This window comes from Microvirga sp. jy35, from assembly GCF_056148915.1.
This window is the reverse complement of record NZ_JBWBEW010000001.1, coordinates 18,230-32,667: the sequence shown is the minus strand read 5'-3', so window position 1 is coordinate 32,667 and position 14,438 is coordinate 18,230. Positions and strand designations below refer to the sequence as shown.

The 14,438-nt window shown below is 60.0% G+C and carries 15 protein-coding genes and 1 pseudogene; 9 read left to right on the top strand and 7 right to left on the bottom strand.

Translation table 11 applies throughout. The annotated features are described in order from the left end of the window. Positions 1 to 55 precede the first annotated feature (55 nt). Positions 56 to 253 (top strand): annotated as a pseudogene (locus AC0QTX_RS00155) (Lrp/AsnC family transcriptional regulator); the annotation flags it as partial. A gap of 808 nt (positions 254 to 1,061) precedes the next feature. Beyond that, positions 1,062 to 1,919: a hypothetical protein gene (locus AC0QTX_RS00150; protein ID WP_474601793.1), complete on the top strand. Its 858-nt coding sequence runs from the start codon at positions 1,062 to 1,064 to the stop codon at positions 1,917 to 1,919. 112 nt (positions 1,920 to 2,031) lie between these two features. On the opposite strand, the gene AC0QTX_RS00145 is transcribed toward AC0QTX_RS00150, so the two are convergent. After that, positions 2,032 to 2,349: a glycine zipper domain-containing protein gene (locus AC0QTX_RS00145; RefSeq protein WP_081929091.1), complete on the bottom strand. Its 318-nt coding sequence runs from the start codon at positions 2,347 to 2,349 to the stop codon at positions 2,032 to 2,034. A gap of 328 nt (positions 2,350 to 2,677) precedes the next feature. Between AC0QTX_RS00145 and AC0QTX_RS00140 the strand changes: the two genes are divergently transcribed. From AC0QTX_RS00140 to AC0QTX_RS00130, 3 genes are all read left to right on the top strand, one after another. Further along, on the top strand, positions 2,678 to 3,220 hold the full coding sequence (locus tag AC0QTX_RS00140) for a Ros/MucR family transcriptional regulator (RefSeq protein ID WP_474601792.1): 543 nt from the start codon (positions 2,678 to 2,680) through the stop codon (positions 3,218 to 3,220). A gap of 213 nt (positions 3,221 to 3,433) precedes the next feature. Next, positions 3,434 to 4,114, top strand: coding sequence for a transglutaminase-like cysteine peptidase (locus AC0QTX_RS00135; RefSeq protein WP_474601791.1), 681 nt, complete (start codon positions 3,434 to 3,436; stop codon positions 4,112 to 4,114). Between the two features lie 606 nt (positions 4,115 to 4,720). Next, entirely contained in the window at positions 4,721 to 5,692 is a 972-nt protein-coding gene (locus tag AC0QTX_RS00130) for a threonine dehydratase (protein ID WP_474601790.1), read from the top strand. Positions 5,693 to 5,751: 59 nt separating this feature from the next. On the opposite strand, the gene AC0QTX_RS00125 is transcribed toward AC0QTX_RS00130, so the two are convergent. The 6 genes from AC0QTX_RS00125 to AC0QTX_RS00100 all read right to left on the bottom strand — a co-directional run bounded on the left by AC0QTX_RS00125 (position 5,752) and on the right by AC0QTX_RS00100 (position 10,952). Beyond that, positions 5,752 to 6,060, bottom strand: a complete 309-nt coding sequence (locus tag AC0QTX_RS00125) for a putative quinol monooxygenase (protein WP_474601789.1) — start codon at positions 6,058 to 6,060, stop codon at positions 5,752 to 5,754. Positions 6,061 to 6,185: 125 nt separating this feature from the next. Next, the gene (locus tag AC0QTX_RS00120) at positions 6,186 to 7,652 is read right to left on the bottom strand and encodes an aldo/keto reductase (protein WP_474601788.1); all 1,467 of its coding nucleotides are present in this window, start codon (positions 7,650 to 7,652) and stop codon (positions 6,186 to 6,188) included. Positions 7,653 to 7,720: 68 nt separating this feature from the next. Further along, positions 7,721 to 8,992: an ABC transporter substrate-binding protein gene (locus tag AC0QTX_RS00115; protein ID WP_474601787.1), complete on the bottom strand. Its 1,272-nt coding sequence runs from the start codon at positions 8,990 to 8,992 to the stop codon at positions 7,721 to 7,723. A gap of 123 nt (positions 8,993 to 9,115) precedes the next feature. Then, positions 9,116 to 9,550 (bottom strand): hypothetical protein, encoded by a 435-nt coding sequence (locus tag AC0QTX_RS00110; protein ID WP_474601786.1) that lies wholly within the window; start codon positions 9,548 to 9,550, stop codon positions 9,116 to 9,118. A 5-nt stretch (positions 9,551 to 9,555) separates the two neighbouring features. Continuing rightward, on the bottom strand, positions 9,556 to 10,605 hold the full coding sequence (locus AC0QTX_RS00105; protein ID WP_474601785.1) for an aldo/keto reductase: 1,050 nt from the start codon (positions 10,603 to 10,605) through the stop codon (positions 9,556 to 9,558). Further along, positions 10,602 to 10,952: a TIGR04076 family protein gene (locus AC0QTX_RS00100; RefSeq protein ID WP_474601784.1), complete on the bottom strand. Its 351-nt coding sequence runs from the start codon at positions 10,950 to 10,952 to the stop codon at positions 10,602 to 10,604. Before AC0QTX_RS00100 ends, AC0QTX_RS00105 begins: the two co-directional genes overlap by 4 nt. A gap of 93 nt (positions 10,953 to 11,045) precedes the next feature. Here AC0QTX_RS00100 and AC0QTX_RS00095 point away from each other — a divergent pair, with 93 nt between their 5' ends. Genes AC0QTX_RS00095 through AC0QTX_RS00080 form a run of 4 tightly spaced genes read left to right on the top strand, consistent with a single transcriptional unit; the run spans position 11,046 to position 14,420 of the window. Further along, a complete protein-coding gene (locus AC0QTX_RS00095) occupies positions 11,046 to 11,804 on the top strand; it encodes an ABC transporter ATP-binding protein (protein ID WP_474601783.1) in 759 nt (252 codons plus the stop codon). Next, on the top strand, positions 11,801 to 12,523 hold the full coding sequence (locus AC0QTX_RS00090) for an ABC transporter ATP-binding protein (RefSeq protein WP_474601782.1): 723 nt from the start codon (positions 11,801 to 11,803) through the stop codon (positions 12,521 to 12,523). The genes AC0QTX_RS00095 and AC0QTX_RS00090 overlap by 4 nt, the downstream gene beginning before the upstream one ends. After that, a complete protein-coding gene (locus tag AC0QTX_RS00085; RefSeq protein ID WP_474601781.1) occupies positions 12,523 to 13,440 on the top strand; it encodes a branched-chain amino acid ABC transporter permease in 918 nt (305 codons plus the stop codon). Before AC0QTX_RS00090 ends, AC0QTX_RS00085 begins: the two co-directional genes overlap by 1 nt. Further along, the gene (locus tag AC0QTX_RS00080) at positions 13,440 to 14,420 is read left to right on the top strand and encodes a branched-chain amino acid ABC transporter permease (protein ID WP_474601780.1); all 981 of its coding nucleotides are present in this window, start codon (positions 13,440 to 13,442) and stop codon (positions 14,418 to 14,420) included. The genes AC0QTX_RS00085 and AC0QTX_RS00080 overlap by 1 nt, the downstream gene beginning before the upstream one ends. Positions 14,421 to 14,438: the final 18 nt, after the last annotated feature.

The window sequence follows — 14,438 nt, the reverse complement described above, 5'->3', positions numbered from 1 at the left end:
AAATGCGCTCTATTTCGGCCCGCAGAATGCAAGAATCTTTCACTCAAGAGGGACATTGGTGTCTAAGTCCTCGTCTTCAATCACCCTAGACAGCTTTGATCTTGCGATCCTGAACATTCTCCAACGAGACAACACAGTCCCTCAACGGGTGATCAGCGAAGCCGTCAATCTGTCTGCACCGGCCGTGCAGCGCCGTATCCGCCGGATGGAGGAGGCAGGGGTCATCCAAGCCAATGTCGCAGTTGTTGATCCGACCCAGCAAGACCGGCTGTGACCACGACCTCCTCGTCGGGAGCCTCCGCCAGAAGTATCTAGTCGAACTCACAGCCCGGGGTCATGGGCCAGGAGATCGGCCGTCCCCAGTGGCTCGAACAGCTTGGAGAAAGACTCTGTCCAATCTTCAGACATCTGCAACATGCCGCGCATAGCCTCTCGGGTGGATCGTCCATGACCAGTGATGGTTGGCATCTATCCCTCCCTGCTCACTGAGTTCGGATGAGCCGCAAGAGTTTATCACCTCATGATTATTGGCCTCGGCCAGCCCTTGATACCCACTCAGGATGAGATGATCAGCCCAGCCTGATGTGGTTCGATGCTTCACGAGATGAGAAGGACAAGCCCATGGCCGGTAAATCGCGCATGCGACCCTCGTTCAAAAAGAACACCCGCCGCTACAGGGAGGTGGTTGCCCCAGCCAAGACGCTCGAAGGGCAGAGGAAACTCACCAAAAAGCGCCGTTACGCCAACCGCCACGGTTAGCCGAACACAATCCCCTTTAGGTTCTTCAGAGCTGTATCGCATCGTTCGATGTGATCGCTGGCCCGGCGCTGCATCTCCACGGTGTTGCGGCAGGGCTCGTCGACCTCTTGCTTGCAGAACGGGCAGATCATTGGTTCGACCTCCTAGCTGAGGGGGATGTCAGGCCAACAAAGATGCTGGATCGGGGTTCCCGCGTGTCGCGACCCAAGCCCTACAGCAAGGATCACGCCAGATGCTCTTCTGGCCTAAAGCCTCAGCATCAGTGTCATCAAAAAGCCAAGGTATCTGCTCTTGATCCTCCCATGAGCAAAGCCCCCAAACGCCCGAGCCAACGTGATGATCCCAGACGCCAGGATGTCGAGGATGGTGTGCAACGCCAGAAATCCACTACCCGTAAGGGGCGCGCTGCGCCGAAGAAGGCGAACACGGCTCTGGATTCCCTGAGCGTTGAGATGCTCAATGGGAGACCAGAGGGACCAGAAGGGAACACTGGCTCCAGCCTCCCGCCCGCGCAGAGCGACACCCTCGCCCCAAGTGGCAGCTTGGCAATGGAAGAAAATCAGAACACGCAAGATCAGCAAGGGCCATACAGCAGGATCGGAGACGAGATTGAACAGCCGGTGCAGACGGTTGGTCTCGGTCCAACAGAGCCTAATCACGGCACTGCAAGTGGTCAGCCCCGGCCCAGCGAAGGGCTTGAGATGCAAGCCGCCCTAAAGCAGGAACCAACTCAGCGTCATCTAATGGCTCGCGACCTCAAGTCGGAAAGTCGACAAGATATGAAAAGATCTTTCCGCATTGGCCTCGAAGGTACGGTTCAACAGGCGATCGGAGTGTGGAGCCCACGCATCCACGCTGCATCAGCACAGGTGAGAGGTGCCTCGGGACGTGTGAAGGTCTGGGCACAGGAGAGGTCGGAGCGCAGGGGGCATGGGAGCGACAAAGCTAAAAGATCAGCAAACCCGGTCTACATTCTTGGCGCGATCACCCTAGGCATTCCAGCTTTGCTGCTGATCCCGCTGGTGGGGATGAACCCGGGAGTTCAGGAAGGGACCTTCACGACCGTTGCGACCTTCCTCGTCGTCTCCGCCTTTGTCACGGCTGCGGTGTTCGAGATCAAAAGGTTGGCTGACCAATCCTCTGATGAGGAGCATCACTGACAGAGTGCAATTGCCGGGTTGCTTTCAGCTCCCGTCAAGACCCAAGGATGTTACGGACGTGGCGCAGCGGCCAGGCGGTGCAGCAACCCGCACCGCCTGACGGGAGAGTGGCCTAGCACTCGGTTTTCTGCTTTGTGGTGGTGCCGGTCGCGTCAGTCGTCTGCTTCGTCGTTGTCGAGCAGCCGGTGCTGCCGGTTGTGCCGACATCCCGGTTCTCGATCACGACGTTCTTCTGGTCCGGTCCTGAAGCGGCATCACCAGTTGCGCCGCCTACACCGGCCCCGACTGCTGCGCCAACGGGACCACCAACAACGGCACCAACTGCACCGCCTGCGGCAGCACCGGCTGCGGCTCCTCCTGGATCGGCTGAGGCCAGGGTCGGGATCAGGAGGGCTGCTGCAAGAGCAGCGTATTTGATATGTGCGCGCATGAACGTTTCTCCAACGAACCAATCGCGAACTGCGATCTGCTGCCACGTTAACGGCGTCCTCACAAAGGTGTTTCAGCTTGGCGGTTTACAGACCCATTGGTTTTGAAATGTCAGCCTGATCCTCAGCTTTTGCCGAATGAGGTGGTAGGGTCTCTTACTGGAAATCGGTAAGGGTGCCTTGCCAAAAGAGAGCAAGGAGCATAGGTGGAGCCAAGGTTACGGGGATTTACTGTGCTGCACAGGCCGTTCCTGCTGATCCTGCTAGGATTTCATCTAGTTCTATTCACCTTCTGAAACCTGTTCCTGTGCAGCCGAGGACATGAGCACTATGAGCGAGAGCACAACCTCTCCGAACTTCATCGAACTCTCTGCTGACATTGTTTCGGCTTATGTCAGCAACAACTCCGTTCCGGCCTCCGAGCTCCCGACGCTGCTCAGTTCTATTTTTGCGGCCCTGATGAAGACAGTTCAGGCCCAGAGCGAGGAGCCGCAAGCTGAGTTGACGCCCGCTGTTCCGGTCAAGAAATCCGTGACTGCCGATGCGATCATCTGCCTGGAGGATGGGAAGAAGTTCAAGTCGCTCAAGCGCCATCTGCGGACCACTTTCGACATGACGCCCGAGCAGTACCGGGCCAAGTGGGGTCTGCCCGCCGATTACCCGATGGTCGCGCCGAACTATGCCAAGGCACGCTCCGAACTTGCCAGGACCATGGGGCTCGGTCAGCAGCGCAGGAAAGTCAAGGCACCGGTCGAGGCGGTTGCAAACGATGGTGCTCCCGCCAAACCCAAGAGGGCTGCCGCGAAGGCGGCTGCGACATCGGACGAAGTGACCGGGCCTGCCAAGGGCAGACGCACGAAAAAGGCTGCCTAGTTCATCTCGTAGCATTTAGAGCAGCCATAGCCGTGTAGATGCTCTCTCACGCAAACCCGGTGCTTCCAGTACCGGTTTTCCTATGCCGCTCTGCCAACTTCTGTCCCGCTTCAGCCTGAAGTGCGTCGCCTATGCCGCACTTCAGGCTGAAGCGGGTTAAGACCTCATTTACCGTGAGAGCACATCGTGTTGGCTCCGCCATCGGAGCCTATCATGGTCAATGTTGAGCAGATTCTCCGCAGCCGCCTCGGTCGCGGTGGTAAAACCAAGCGTATGCTTCTGGGGCTGGCCCTGATGGGTCTTACCCCCGTGAGCCTCTCGGGGTTCTCGGAGGCTGCGTCTGCCCAGAGCTTGATCTCAATACGAGGAACCGACCGTATCCAAGTAGTAGGTCGTGCAGGCCCGACCCAGGCATGGGTGAGCTTCTGCCAACACCGACCTCGTGAATGCCATATCGATCTCTCGCAGCCCGCACGCATCACCCTAACCCCCGCCATCTGGGAGGCTCTCACGCAGGTGAACAAGCGCGTCAACTCATCGATCCTTGCCGTTACAGACCAGGATCATTGGGGTGTTCTCGACCGGTGGGACTATCCAGATGATGGGCTCGGTGATTGCGAGGACATTCAGCTTCTGAAGCGCAAGCTGCTGGTCCAGGCCGGGCTGCCGCACCGCGCCCTACGGATGACAGCCGTCATCGACGACCAGGGGCAGGGGCATGCGGTACTCATGGTCCTCACCGACCAAGGCGATTTCATTCTCGACAACAAGCGCAATGCTATCCTGCCTTGGCGTCGGACCGGCTATACCTTCATCAAGCGGGAGGGCACCAGCGGCAAAACCTGGGTCGCTCTCGGAGATCAAGCCGCCCCAAGCGTAACAGCCAATCGTTAGATCGGATTGAAGGGCGCGAATATCTAACTGACGATCTGGATGTGCAGAGCAACGCTATTTCAACCTGTACGAGGAGGATGAGAACCTCCGAGACCTCTACGTCACGGACGAATGCACTCTCGTGCTCGCTAGCAGGCTTTGGCAACAGAGCAGATTCTGCTTTCGACCCCGGATAGTTTCCACCGCCACGATCCAACGTGTGGCTGGGCCGGCCACAATGCCTGTGTCTTCCAGCATCTCCTGCGCCCGGATTCCTGCCAAGCCGGGCCGAGCATCTGGTAGCTACCAGGGAGGGCGAGCTTGCCGTAGCCCTCGCCAAGAAACGCGTGGCGAAGTATCGGCAAACCTCCTCCGAGAGGCACGGCCACAGCCACCATTGTGGGTGTGTTAGCATATTGGGCCATCTCTAGGTCGTTCTGCCTCGCCTGTTGCTCTATAATACCGCAGAGTTCGGTCGAAACTGACACAGGGCAATGAGGGATCAGTAGATTTCGAGGCTATGGTTTGAAACACGCCTCTGCTACTGCTGAACGCCGCAACCCTGGGACGATTGCCTTGAAATTTCCGGAAGTGTCCATTGGGACTGGGCTGCTTCAAGGGGGTTAGATGTTCACACTCGATGAGCTCAACAGCGCGATCGCCATCGTGCGCTCGGCCATGCCGCCGACTCCACAATATGCTTGGCCTCTTCTCGCCAAGCGCTTCGGATGCACGGTCGTTGTAAAGCACGAGAACCACACACCCATTGGCGCTTTCAAGGTGCGAGGCGGTCTTGTCTATCTCGATCGCCTCAGACGAGAGCGCCAGCACGTCCGCGGCATCATCAGCGCTACACGAGGCAATCACGGTCAGAGCCTAGCCCTCGCAGCAGGCTATCTCGACTTGCCTGTCGCCATTGTCGTTCCGCAAGGAAACTCGGTTGAGAAGAATGCCGCGATGCGCGCCTTCGGGGCTGAGCTCATCGAGCATGGGCGAGACTTCGATGATGCCAAGCAGCACGCATTGGAACTCGCCAAAGAGCGAGGGTATGAGTTCATCCCATCGTTCCACGCCGATCTCGTAACAGGTGTGGCAACCTATGCCCACGAACTATTTGATGCCTTTTCCGATCTTGACGTGGTGTATGCCCCCATAGGCCTAGGATCCGGCATCTGCGGGCTTATCCGCACCCGTGACCTCCTGGGCCTCAAGACGGAAATCGTAGGCGTCGTTCCGCAGGAGGCAAATGCTTATCGGTTGTCGTTCGATGCTGGCCAGGTCGTGTCAGTGAACCAGGTCGCCACCTTCGCGGACGGCGCGGCAGTGAGAGTTCCTGATGAAACGGCCTTTGACCTGATCAAAGGCGGCGCTGCCCGCATCGTTGAAGTCGCTGAAGATGATATCGCTCAGGCAGTCCGGATCTATCACGAGGACACCCACAACCTTGCAGAAGGAGCCGGTGCTCTAGCGCTTGCTGCTCTTGCCAAGGAGCAGGCCCAGATTAAGGAACGCAAAGCTGGTGTTATCCTCAGCGGTGGCAACATCGACAGGAGCTGGGCCGCGGCTATCCTCGCTGGCAAGACCCCGAGGCAGAGATAGCTCCGTAGCTTTTGTCGCTCGGCTGCCCGAGGGGCCAACCATCCACGCTAGATTAGGATCTAGACAGCTGAAAGGACGTGTATGACACGCCTCTCGATCATATCGGCTGTTCTGGCGGCATAGGCTTTCATATGCGGAGACGCGGCATGGGCGTTGAGTGCTTCCGTGCTTGCCCATTTCTCGACAACGACGAAAGTGTCTGGCCCGAGCTCGGCCTGAAAGGGGCCGAAGGTTGGAACATCGATCACGGGAACGTACTCAATGCAGCCCTCCTCCGTGTGCACAGCCGGCATGTTGGCTCTGAACTCTTGGAGCACGGCATCGCGCATGCCAGGTTTGGTGGTGATAAAGGCGAGGACATGTAGCATAATGAACCTCTGAATTGAATGGCATCGCCTCGTCAGCAAGCATTTTGGTGCATGCGACTGGCTATTGCTGCATGCACATAGGCACGCACAAATCTGCGAGTGGAACCCGCTTCAGGCGAAGGTGTCTAACCAACGATGGCTTCAGCCTCTATTTCAACCGCGTACTCCCCGACCAAGCGCGAGATCTCGAGCAAAGTATTCGCAGGTCTCACGGCTCCGAAGTATCGACCATGCACCCGGGAAACAGGCTCCCAGTCGTCTGCATTGCGGAGATAGACACGCGTTCGGACCGTGTCCGCGAGCGTTCCGCCCAGAGAGGCGATGCTCGCTGCGATCTTATCGAGAATGTAGACCGCCTGCCCTTCGGCATCGCCTGGACAGATGATTTCACCTGTGCCGTGGGTGGCCGTGGTTCCGCTAACCAGGATACGATTGCCAATCCGCACTGCACGGCTGTACCCACAGATGGGCTCCCAGACGCTGCCGGAGTCAATGCGTAGGCGGTCAGATCGCCCATCGATCGGGACTGCCTCGAACACGGGCGGGAAGCTCTCGAGGTGATCGCTGAGATCCCCGGATGCCGTAAGAAAAGGCGGATGCCGGTACTCGTCACCGCAATCACCTGGGATGCGCCGAGTAGAAACTAAAGCTTCGTCGATCCGCTGTTTGTCATCTTCGTCCAACGAGAACGAAAACAGGGCTGTATTGTCTGCCCGATGCTCGCGCTCTCCCAGCCGAGCCCCAACGATGACAGCGGCGACGGCCGGCTGCTCGAGCACCCAGCGCGTGGCTACATTGGCAACGGACACAGCGTGCTTGCGAGCAATCTCGTGCACGGCCGTCAGGATCTTCTGGAGAGCCGACCACCCTCCGATAGTGTCGATGAAGCGCTTATACTTTGACTTGCTCCAATCCTCGATAGATGTCGGCTCGGGAGCACCCACCCATCGGTCCGTCAGGAAGCCTCCCCCGAGTGTGCCATAGGCCAGCAGGCGCACGCCGGCGGCGAGACAGAAAGTGCTCATGTCCTCCGCAGCGCGGCGGTCGAGAAGGGAGAAGGAGACCTGGTTCGATACGATCGGGAAGCCGTGCTTTACCAGGAGGCGCAGGTGGTCGGTATTGAAATTCGTCACGCCGAGATGGAGGATGCGCCCGTCCTGCTGCAGCGCAACAAGCTCCTTCATGGCATCAATGTAGCCGGGATGTTCGAACATCCACCAATGCAATTGCAAGAGGTCAATGGATTGGACACCAAGGCGCTTGAGGCGCTGGGCGACACCAGCCCGCACAACGTCCGCGGTCATCGGCCCAGGCGTGGGACACCACTTGGTGAAAGCCGCCGGACGCTGCTTCTCGGCCCCGCTCTGCATGCTCAGAAATCGACCGGTGATCAGCTCCGCACTGCCGTAGTGGTCGGCCATATCGAAGCTGTCATAGCCGTCCCGGGCATAGTCGGCCATGGCGGCGGCTGCCACGTCACGATCCAAGAGGCGGCCATCCCGCTCCATATCGGCCACTTGCCAAAGGCCGGTGACCACACGGCTGATCTCAAGACCGGGTGCGAGCAGTATCCGATCGGGGGGAATGGACATGGTAATCTCCGGCATAAGGCGAAGGCTCCGCGCCGGGCGCGGAGCCTGTGTCACCGACAGAGCAGGCTCTAGCGCGACGGGATCTTAGCCTTGATGGCATTGACCTCATCGACGCCCATCTGGCCGACCGTGGTGATCTCACCGTTCTGAATTCGCCACAGTCGGAAGGGGCCGGTGATATCGCCATATTGGTCGAAGGTCACAGGCCCAATGACGCCTTCGTAGCGCACCGGTTTGCCGTCCTTGATGAGTTGGAGCGCCTTCTTGAAGCCCTCCGGACCGGCATAGATCACTTCGCCGTCACTCCCGGTGACTTTACGAATGGCGTCCCGAATCGCTGCCGCCTCAAACTTGCCGGCCTGAGCCACTGCAAGGCCAAGGATTGCTGCCGCGTCATAAGCCCTGTCGGCGGCTGGGGCATTGGCATCAAAGCCGCCGGACATTGCCGGATAAGCCTTCACGAAATGCTCGGTCGAGGGCGTCTTGGTCGTGCCGGACGAGGTTCCAAACGCATCGTTCAGGTAACGCGGCCCGACGTCGCGGATGAAGTCAGCGCTGTTCATGCCGTCGTTCAGGAGAAACTTTGCGGCGCCGCCCTGCGAGATCCAGGTACGTGCGATCGCTGTGCCGTCGCCTGGATAGGAGACGAGGTATAGGGCAGGCGGATCTCCATCAAGACCGCGAGTGACCTCCGGTGCATAGGAGGCCTGACCCTGGTTATACGGCGTTACGGAGGTAATTTGACCCCCGAGCGCCTCATAGGCACGCTTGAACTCCGCCACCATGTTCACGCCGAAGTCGTTATTGACGTGAATGACCGCAATTTTCTTCAGGCCTTGATCCATCGCGTATTTCGCGGCCGCTGTGCCTTGGAGCGCGTCCGAGGTGATGGTGCGGAAGAAAATACCGTTCGCCTTCCCCTCTTGTGCAGTTCGGGTGAGCGTCGGCGACGAGGAGGCAGGCGAGATCTGAACGACGTTCGCCGGCGCCGTCACCGAGGTCAGGATCGGAAGCGATACGGAGGAGATGATGCCGCCGATGATCGCCGGGACGCGCTTGAGGTCAACGAGCTGCCGGGCCTGATCGACTGCGACGGAGCCTTGACTCTGCGAGTCCCTAAGGTCCGCCGCGAGCTGGCAGCCGGCAGCGCCGCCTGCCTCGTTGATCTCCTTGAAGGCAAGCTCGATGGATTTGGCCGCAGCTTGGCCAAAACGCCCGGCCGGACCGGTCAGCTCCACCACAACGCCGACCGTGTGCGTGCAGGGCTGCTGTGCGGATGCTGGCAGTGGCGCGAGAGCAATCGCTAGGGTGGCGGCTGAAACAATGGATGTAAAGCGCACGGTGAACACTCTCCCTTGGTCTAGCCCGCTGGAGTGAGCTCTGATGTCATCTGCCCCTCCTGGCCACAAGGCAGTGTTTCGTCTCGGCGGCCTTTTGGCAAGTGTGGCAAGCTGGAATGGTCCTCAAGAGCCCGGACCAATCCAAGTCTCGTGCAGGGCAAGCCAACGCACACGCTGCCCGCCCTCAATTGAGACTTCAAACAGGGCTGTCGAGTGGCGTCGGGTGACGACGTCGCCCAACGTTTGCTCCTCCACATAGCCGAGAAGGACGAGCGGCGGCCGCAAGAGCAGAATCTCAGGCTCGGCAACGGAAATGTGGAACGAGCCCTGGCTTGCCCTGGCCCCGTGGGTTCCCCGCAGCCACCCGATCACATCCTGTCGCTGAAGCCTTTGTCCGCTCGGAGACACCATGGTGAACTCCTCGCCGAGAGCTCTCTCCACGCGGGAAAATACGGCGTTTGTGTTCTCGGCCTCTCCGCTGAGCCATGCTTCGAAGAAGGCATGCAGGTCGGCCACCTCTTGCAGTACGGCCTGGGCGAGGGGGTGGTCGAGGCCCATGAAGGTCACGCGTCGTTGAGGTTGTAATGCATGATGCGACCGTGCCGACCCTCCCGATCACGCTCCAGAGTGTAGGTATCTCCTTCAGGGCCGGTCCTGCGTGCCAGAACGCTGTCGATGGCGGCCCGGTCCTCCTCATCGAGGGCAAGCCGAAACACATCGAGATTGTCGGGCAGGTGCTCGGCATAGCGGGCGCCGATGATGGCGCCTGCAACTGCGGGCTGGTCCAAGACCCACCGGGTGGCCACCGCCGTTAGGCTGACCCCGTGCTTGCGCCCGATCTCCCGCAAGGTGCCTAGCAGGTTCTGGAATAAGGACCAGCCGCCGAAATCGTCGATGATGAGCTTGTACTTGACCAGCGAACGATTGGCGAAGGGTTCCTGCGGCTCCGAGGCGCCGAGCCACCGCTCCGAAAGAAAGCCGCCTGCCACCGTTCCATAGCATAGAAGCTTCATGTCGTGCTCCTGGCACAGCGTAACGAGGCCGTTCTCGGGCCTCTGATCGAGAAGCGAGTACTGGACCTGCATCGACACGAGCGGCACCCCTGAGTCGAGCAAGGCGCGCGTATGGGGTGTATCAAAGTTCGTGCCGCCGATCTGGTGGATCTTCCCCTCATCTTGGAGTTCCTTGAGGATGAGCGCGGTCTCGACCGCGCCTAGTACGGCATAGTTCCACCAGTGGAACTGCACCAGATCCAGACGCTCCACTCTGAGCCGCTGGAGCGAGCGGTCGATGATCTCGCGCACATACGCACGGTCGACACGGGAGAGAGCATCCCAGTCCGGCACGAACTTTGTGTGTACTTTGAAGTTTTTTAGCGCTTCGGAGCCACGCTCAGCGAACGTGCGCTCGCGGAAATGCCCAATCATCTCTTCCACGCCGGTGTAGATGTCGGCGCAGTCGAAGGTCGTGACCCCGGCATCCACGAAGGCAGCCATGTCGGCGATCGCCCGCTCTGCCTCAATGGCACCATGCCCGCCGGCGAGCTGCCAGCCCCCGCGCAGCATGCGAGAGATCCGGTAGCCGGGGGCGAGCTCAATGATTTCGACGGTCATGTCTGGCCTTCGTTGGGCAAGGGTAGGGCTGTGACCTCCGAGTGGCGGAACACGCGCTTCGCCATCCGGCTGATCCGGAACCGGCTCGGACAATTGGGGTCCGGGCAGGCGACCTCGGCATCCGTGGACATCCAGTCGTTCGGGTGAGTGGCGCGCTGCTTCGCGGGGAGGAGCGGCAAGAGCGCAGCAAGCGAATAGATCGAGAAGCCTTGGCCCGGAGGGAGGTGAAGCATCTCCCCCTTGAGCTCAAAGTGGTCGCCGGGCTTGGCCCCACAATATAGCGTGGCGCCTTCTGGGGCGACGACTTCTACCCTCAGGTCGTAGAGCTCGAAGGAATCATCTGCCACGGGACAACGTCCATTGCCTGTTGCACGTACCCATTCTCATGACGCAAAATCGCCGCCCTCGCAACATGGCCCAATCGGGACTCCGTTCCACTCATGCTGACAGCCCAGTCGATCACCAAGACCTTCGGCGGCAATCGTGCCGTCGATGAGGTGTCCTTCACAATCAAGAAGAGTACGATCACAGGTCTCATTGGGCCGAATGGGGCGGGCAAGACAACCCTCTTCAACTGTTTGGCGGGCCTGTTCCCGCCGACTTCCGGATCTCTCAGTCTCGAGGGGGAGCGGATCGACGGGCTCTCACCGGACCGGATCTTCGCTAAAGGACTCGCCCGAACTTTTCAGATCCCCAGGCCATTTCCAGAGATGACGGTCCTAGAGAACGTTATGGTGGCGCCATTGCACCAACGGGGCGAGCGTTTCTGGGCCAATTGGCTCATGCCGAACCGTGTGGCCGCTGAGGAACGGGCGCTGTCGGCCGAAGCCCGGCATTGGATCGACTTTGTGGGCCTGTCCCATCTCGCCGATCAACCGGCCTGCGTCCTGTCCGGTGGGCAGCGCAAACTCTTGGAGCTCGCCCGGGTTCTCGTGGCCAAGCCGCGCTTGATCCTGCTCGACGAACCGGGAGCTGGGGTCAACCCTGTGCTGTTGGACGCGATCGTCGACCGGATCGTGAAGCTCAACCGACAGGGCGTCACGTTCCTGATCATCGAGCACAACATGGATCTGGTGATGAACCTGTGCAGTCCCATCATGGTGATGGCGCAGGGGCGCCTCTTGATGGCCGGAACAGCCCAAGAGGTCCGTGACGATCCGAGGGTGGTCGAGGCCTATCTCGGCGGAGCCCCGGCGTGACGGCTCTTAGAGTCGAGGCGCTGGAGGCCGGCTACGAGCCGGGGCTCCCGATCGTGCGGGGCGCGTCACTGTCGGTCGAATCCAACGAGATTGTTGCTGTCCTCGGACCAAATGGAGCCGGAAAGTCGACCCTGATCAAGGCGATCGCCGGGCTCGTACCGATCTCTGCAGGAAGGGTTCTCCTGCACGATCGCGAGATCACCGGACGCGCCGCTCATCGACTGCCGCACGAGGGCCTTGGATTCGTGCCGCAGACCGAGAATGTGTTCGTGAACCTCTCAATCGACGACAATCTCGATCTCGCTGCCTCAATCCTGAAGGTGCCGAAGAAGCGGCGGCTCGGCGAACTCTATGGCCTGTTTCCCGATCTGGCGCGTCAGCGACGTCTCCTGGCAGGTCGTCTCTCAGGCGGCCAGCGCCAGATGCTCGCTGTTGCTCGGGCCCTGGTCGGCGAGCCGAAGGTCTTGATGCTGGATGAGCCCTCGGCAGGTCTTTCACCCAAGCTCGTCGGCATCGTCTTCGAGAAGCTCGTCGAGGTTCGCGCTACCGGTGTCACAATCGTGCTGGTTGAGCAGAACGTAAAGGCAGCTCTCGCCATAGCCGATCGTGCCGCAGTCTTGGTCGAAGGAAGCACCCGGGTTGTTGGCGCCGCGCGCGAACTCGCGAACGATCCGCAGGTCGCTGCCCTTTATCTCGGACACCATCGAGGAGACACCTAGTGTTGCAGCTCATCGCCGACGGCTTCATCATCGGCTCGGTCATTGCGCTTGGAGCAATCGGTGTGACGCTGGTCTATTCGATCCTGCGCTTTGCGAACTTCGCGCATGGCGAGCTCCTGACCTGGGGCGCCTATCTGGCATGGACAGCGCTCCTCGGCTTTGCTGCTGTGTGGGGACCTATGGAGCCGCTCGGCCCATTCTCGTTCGGCTGGACTCTTCTTGCATCGCTTGGCGTTGCAGCAATCGCCACTGCGGCGCTGGCGCTTTTGGTCGATCTTCTCCTGTTTCGTCAGCTGCGGCGACACGGGAGCGCGATCACGCTAATCATGGCGAGCTTTGGAGCAGCCCTGGTGCTGCGAAACCTGCTTCAGTTCATCTTTGGGGCAGTTCCCGAGTACTACAGCCGTGAGATTCAGGTTGCCATCCGGCTCGTCCCACGGGATGTGCTGGGCGGGTTACGGATCACCCCGGATCAACTTTTTGTCCTTGGTCTGACGGCCGTTTCGGTCGTCGGGCTCCATCTCTTTCTCACGCGCACAACCCTCGGCAAGGCGATGCGGGCAACCTCCATCAACCCGCAACTCGCTCGGGTGACGGGCATCGACGTTGATCGAGTGATCCGCGCCACCTGGATCATCGGAGCCGTTCTTGCAGCTGTGGCGGGGGTGTTCTCAGGCCTAACCGTTCAACTGCGGCCACAACTCGGCCTAGACCTTCTGCTTCCGCTCTTCGCCGCGGCAATCCTTGGTGGAATTGGCAGCGTCTACGGGGCGGTCGCAGGAGGTCTCATCGTCGGACTTGCGGAGAGCCTGTCAGTGCCCATCGTAGGGGCTGAATACCGGGCGGCGACCGCCTTCATAGTCCTCATCGCCATTCTGCTCATTCGCCCCACTGGCCTCTTTGGTGAGAGGCCGTGATGCCCGATCTGCTCGGCCTGCTCTCGTACGGCACCTTCTTTCTCGTCTTTGTCACGATTTACGGCCTGGTGGTGCTCGGCCTGAATCTGCAGTGGGGCTTTACAGGCCTGTTCAACGTAGGCGTCGCAGGATTTGTTGCGATCGGGGCCTACACGTCGGCTCTCCTCACAGCGCCGGACTACCCAGATCAGATCGGCGGCTTGGGTCTGCCCATCCCCCTCGGCTGGCTCGGAGCCATGGCAACGTCAGGCCTTGCAGCCTTTATCGTCGGGGTAGCGGCACTGCGGCTGCGGCACGACTATTTGGCCATTACCACATTCGGTATCGCCGTGACCCTGCAGTTGGTCGCGTTGAATGCTCAGGGCTTAACGGGTGGTCCGTTCGGGCTGCAGTTCATCCCAAAGCCATTCGCTGATGTCATCGCGGATAACCTTGCCTGGAATCTGGCTTACCTGGCGATGACTGCAACGCTGCTCGGTCTCAGCTATGTTGCCCTGGAGCGTCTGGTGCGTAGCCCCTGGGGTCGCGTTTTGCGGGCGATCCGCGAGGATGAGACGGCGGCCGAGTCCCTAGGGAAGCGGGCATTCCGGTTTCGGCTCCAGGCCTTTGTGATCGGTTGCATGCTCATGGGGCTTGGGGGTGCTCTCTACGCGCACTTTGTTGGCTATATCGCTCCGGAGGATTTTCTGCCGATCCTCACCTTTCAGCTTTGGACAATGCTGATCGTGGGCGGCTCGGGCAACAATCGCGGGGCCATCCTTGGAGCCGTCGTAGTGTGGGCCTTATGGACCCTCTCCGGAAATGTGCTTCGTGAACTCGTTCCGGCCGAGCACCAGGCCAGGGCAGCGACCCTGCAGGTTGTTCTCATTGGGCTGCTTCTTATGATCATTCTTTTGGTGAGACCACGTGGCCTTCTCGGCGAGGAAGCCATCGTTTCAAGGCACATGAAGGACTCAGCCGGCGACGTGCTGGAGGAATAAGGCTTTCAGGGCAGGATC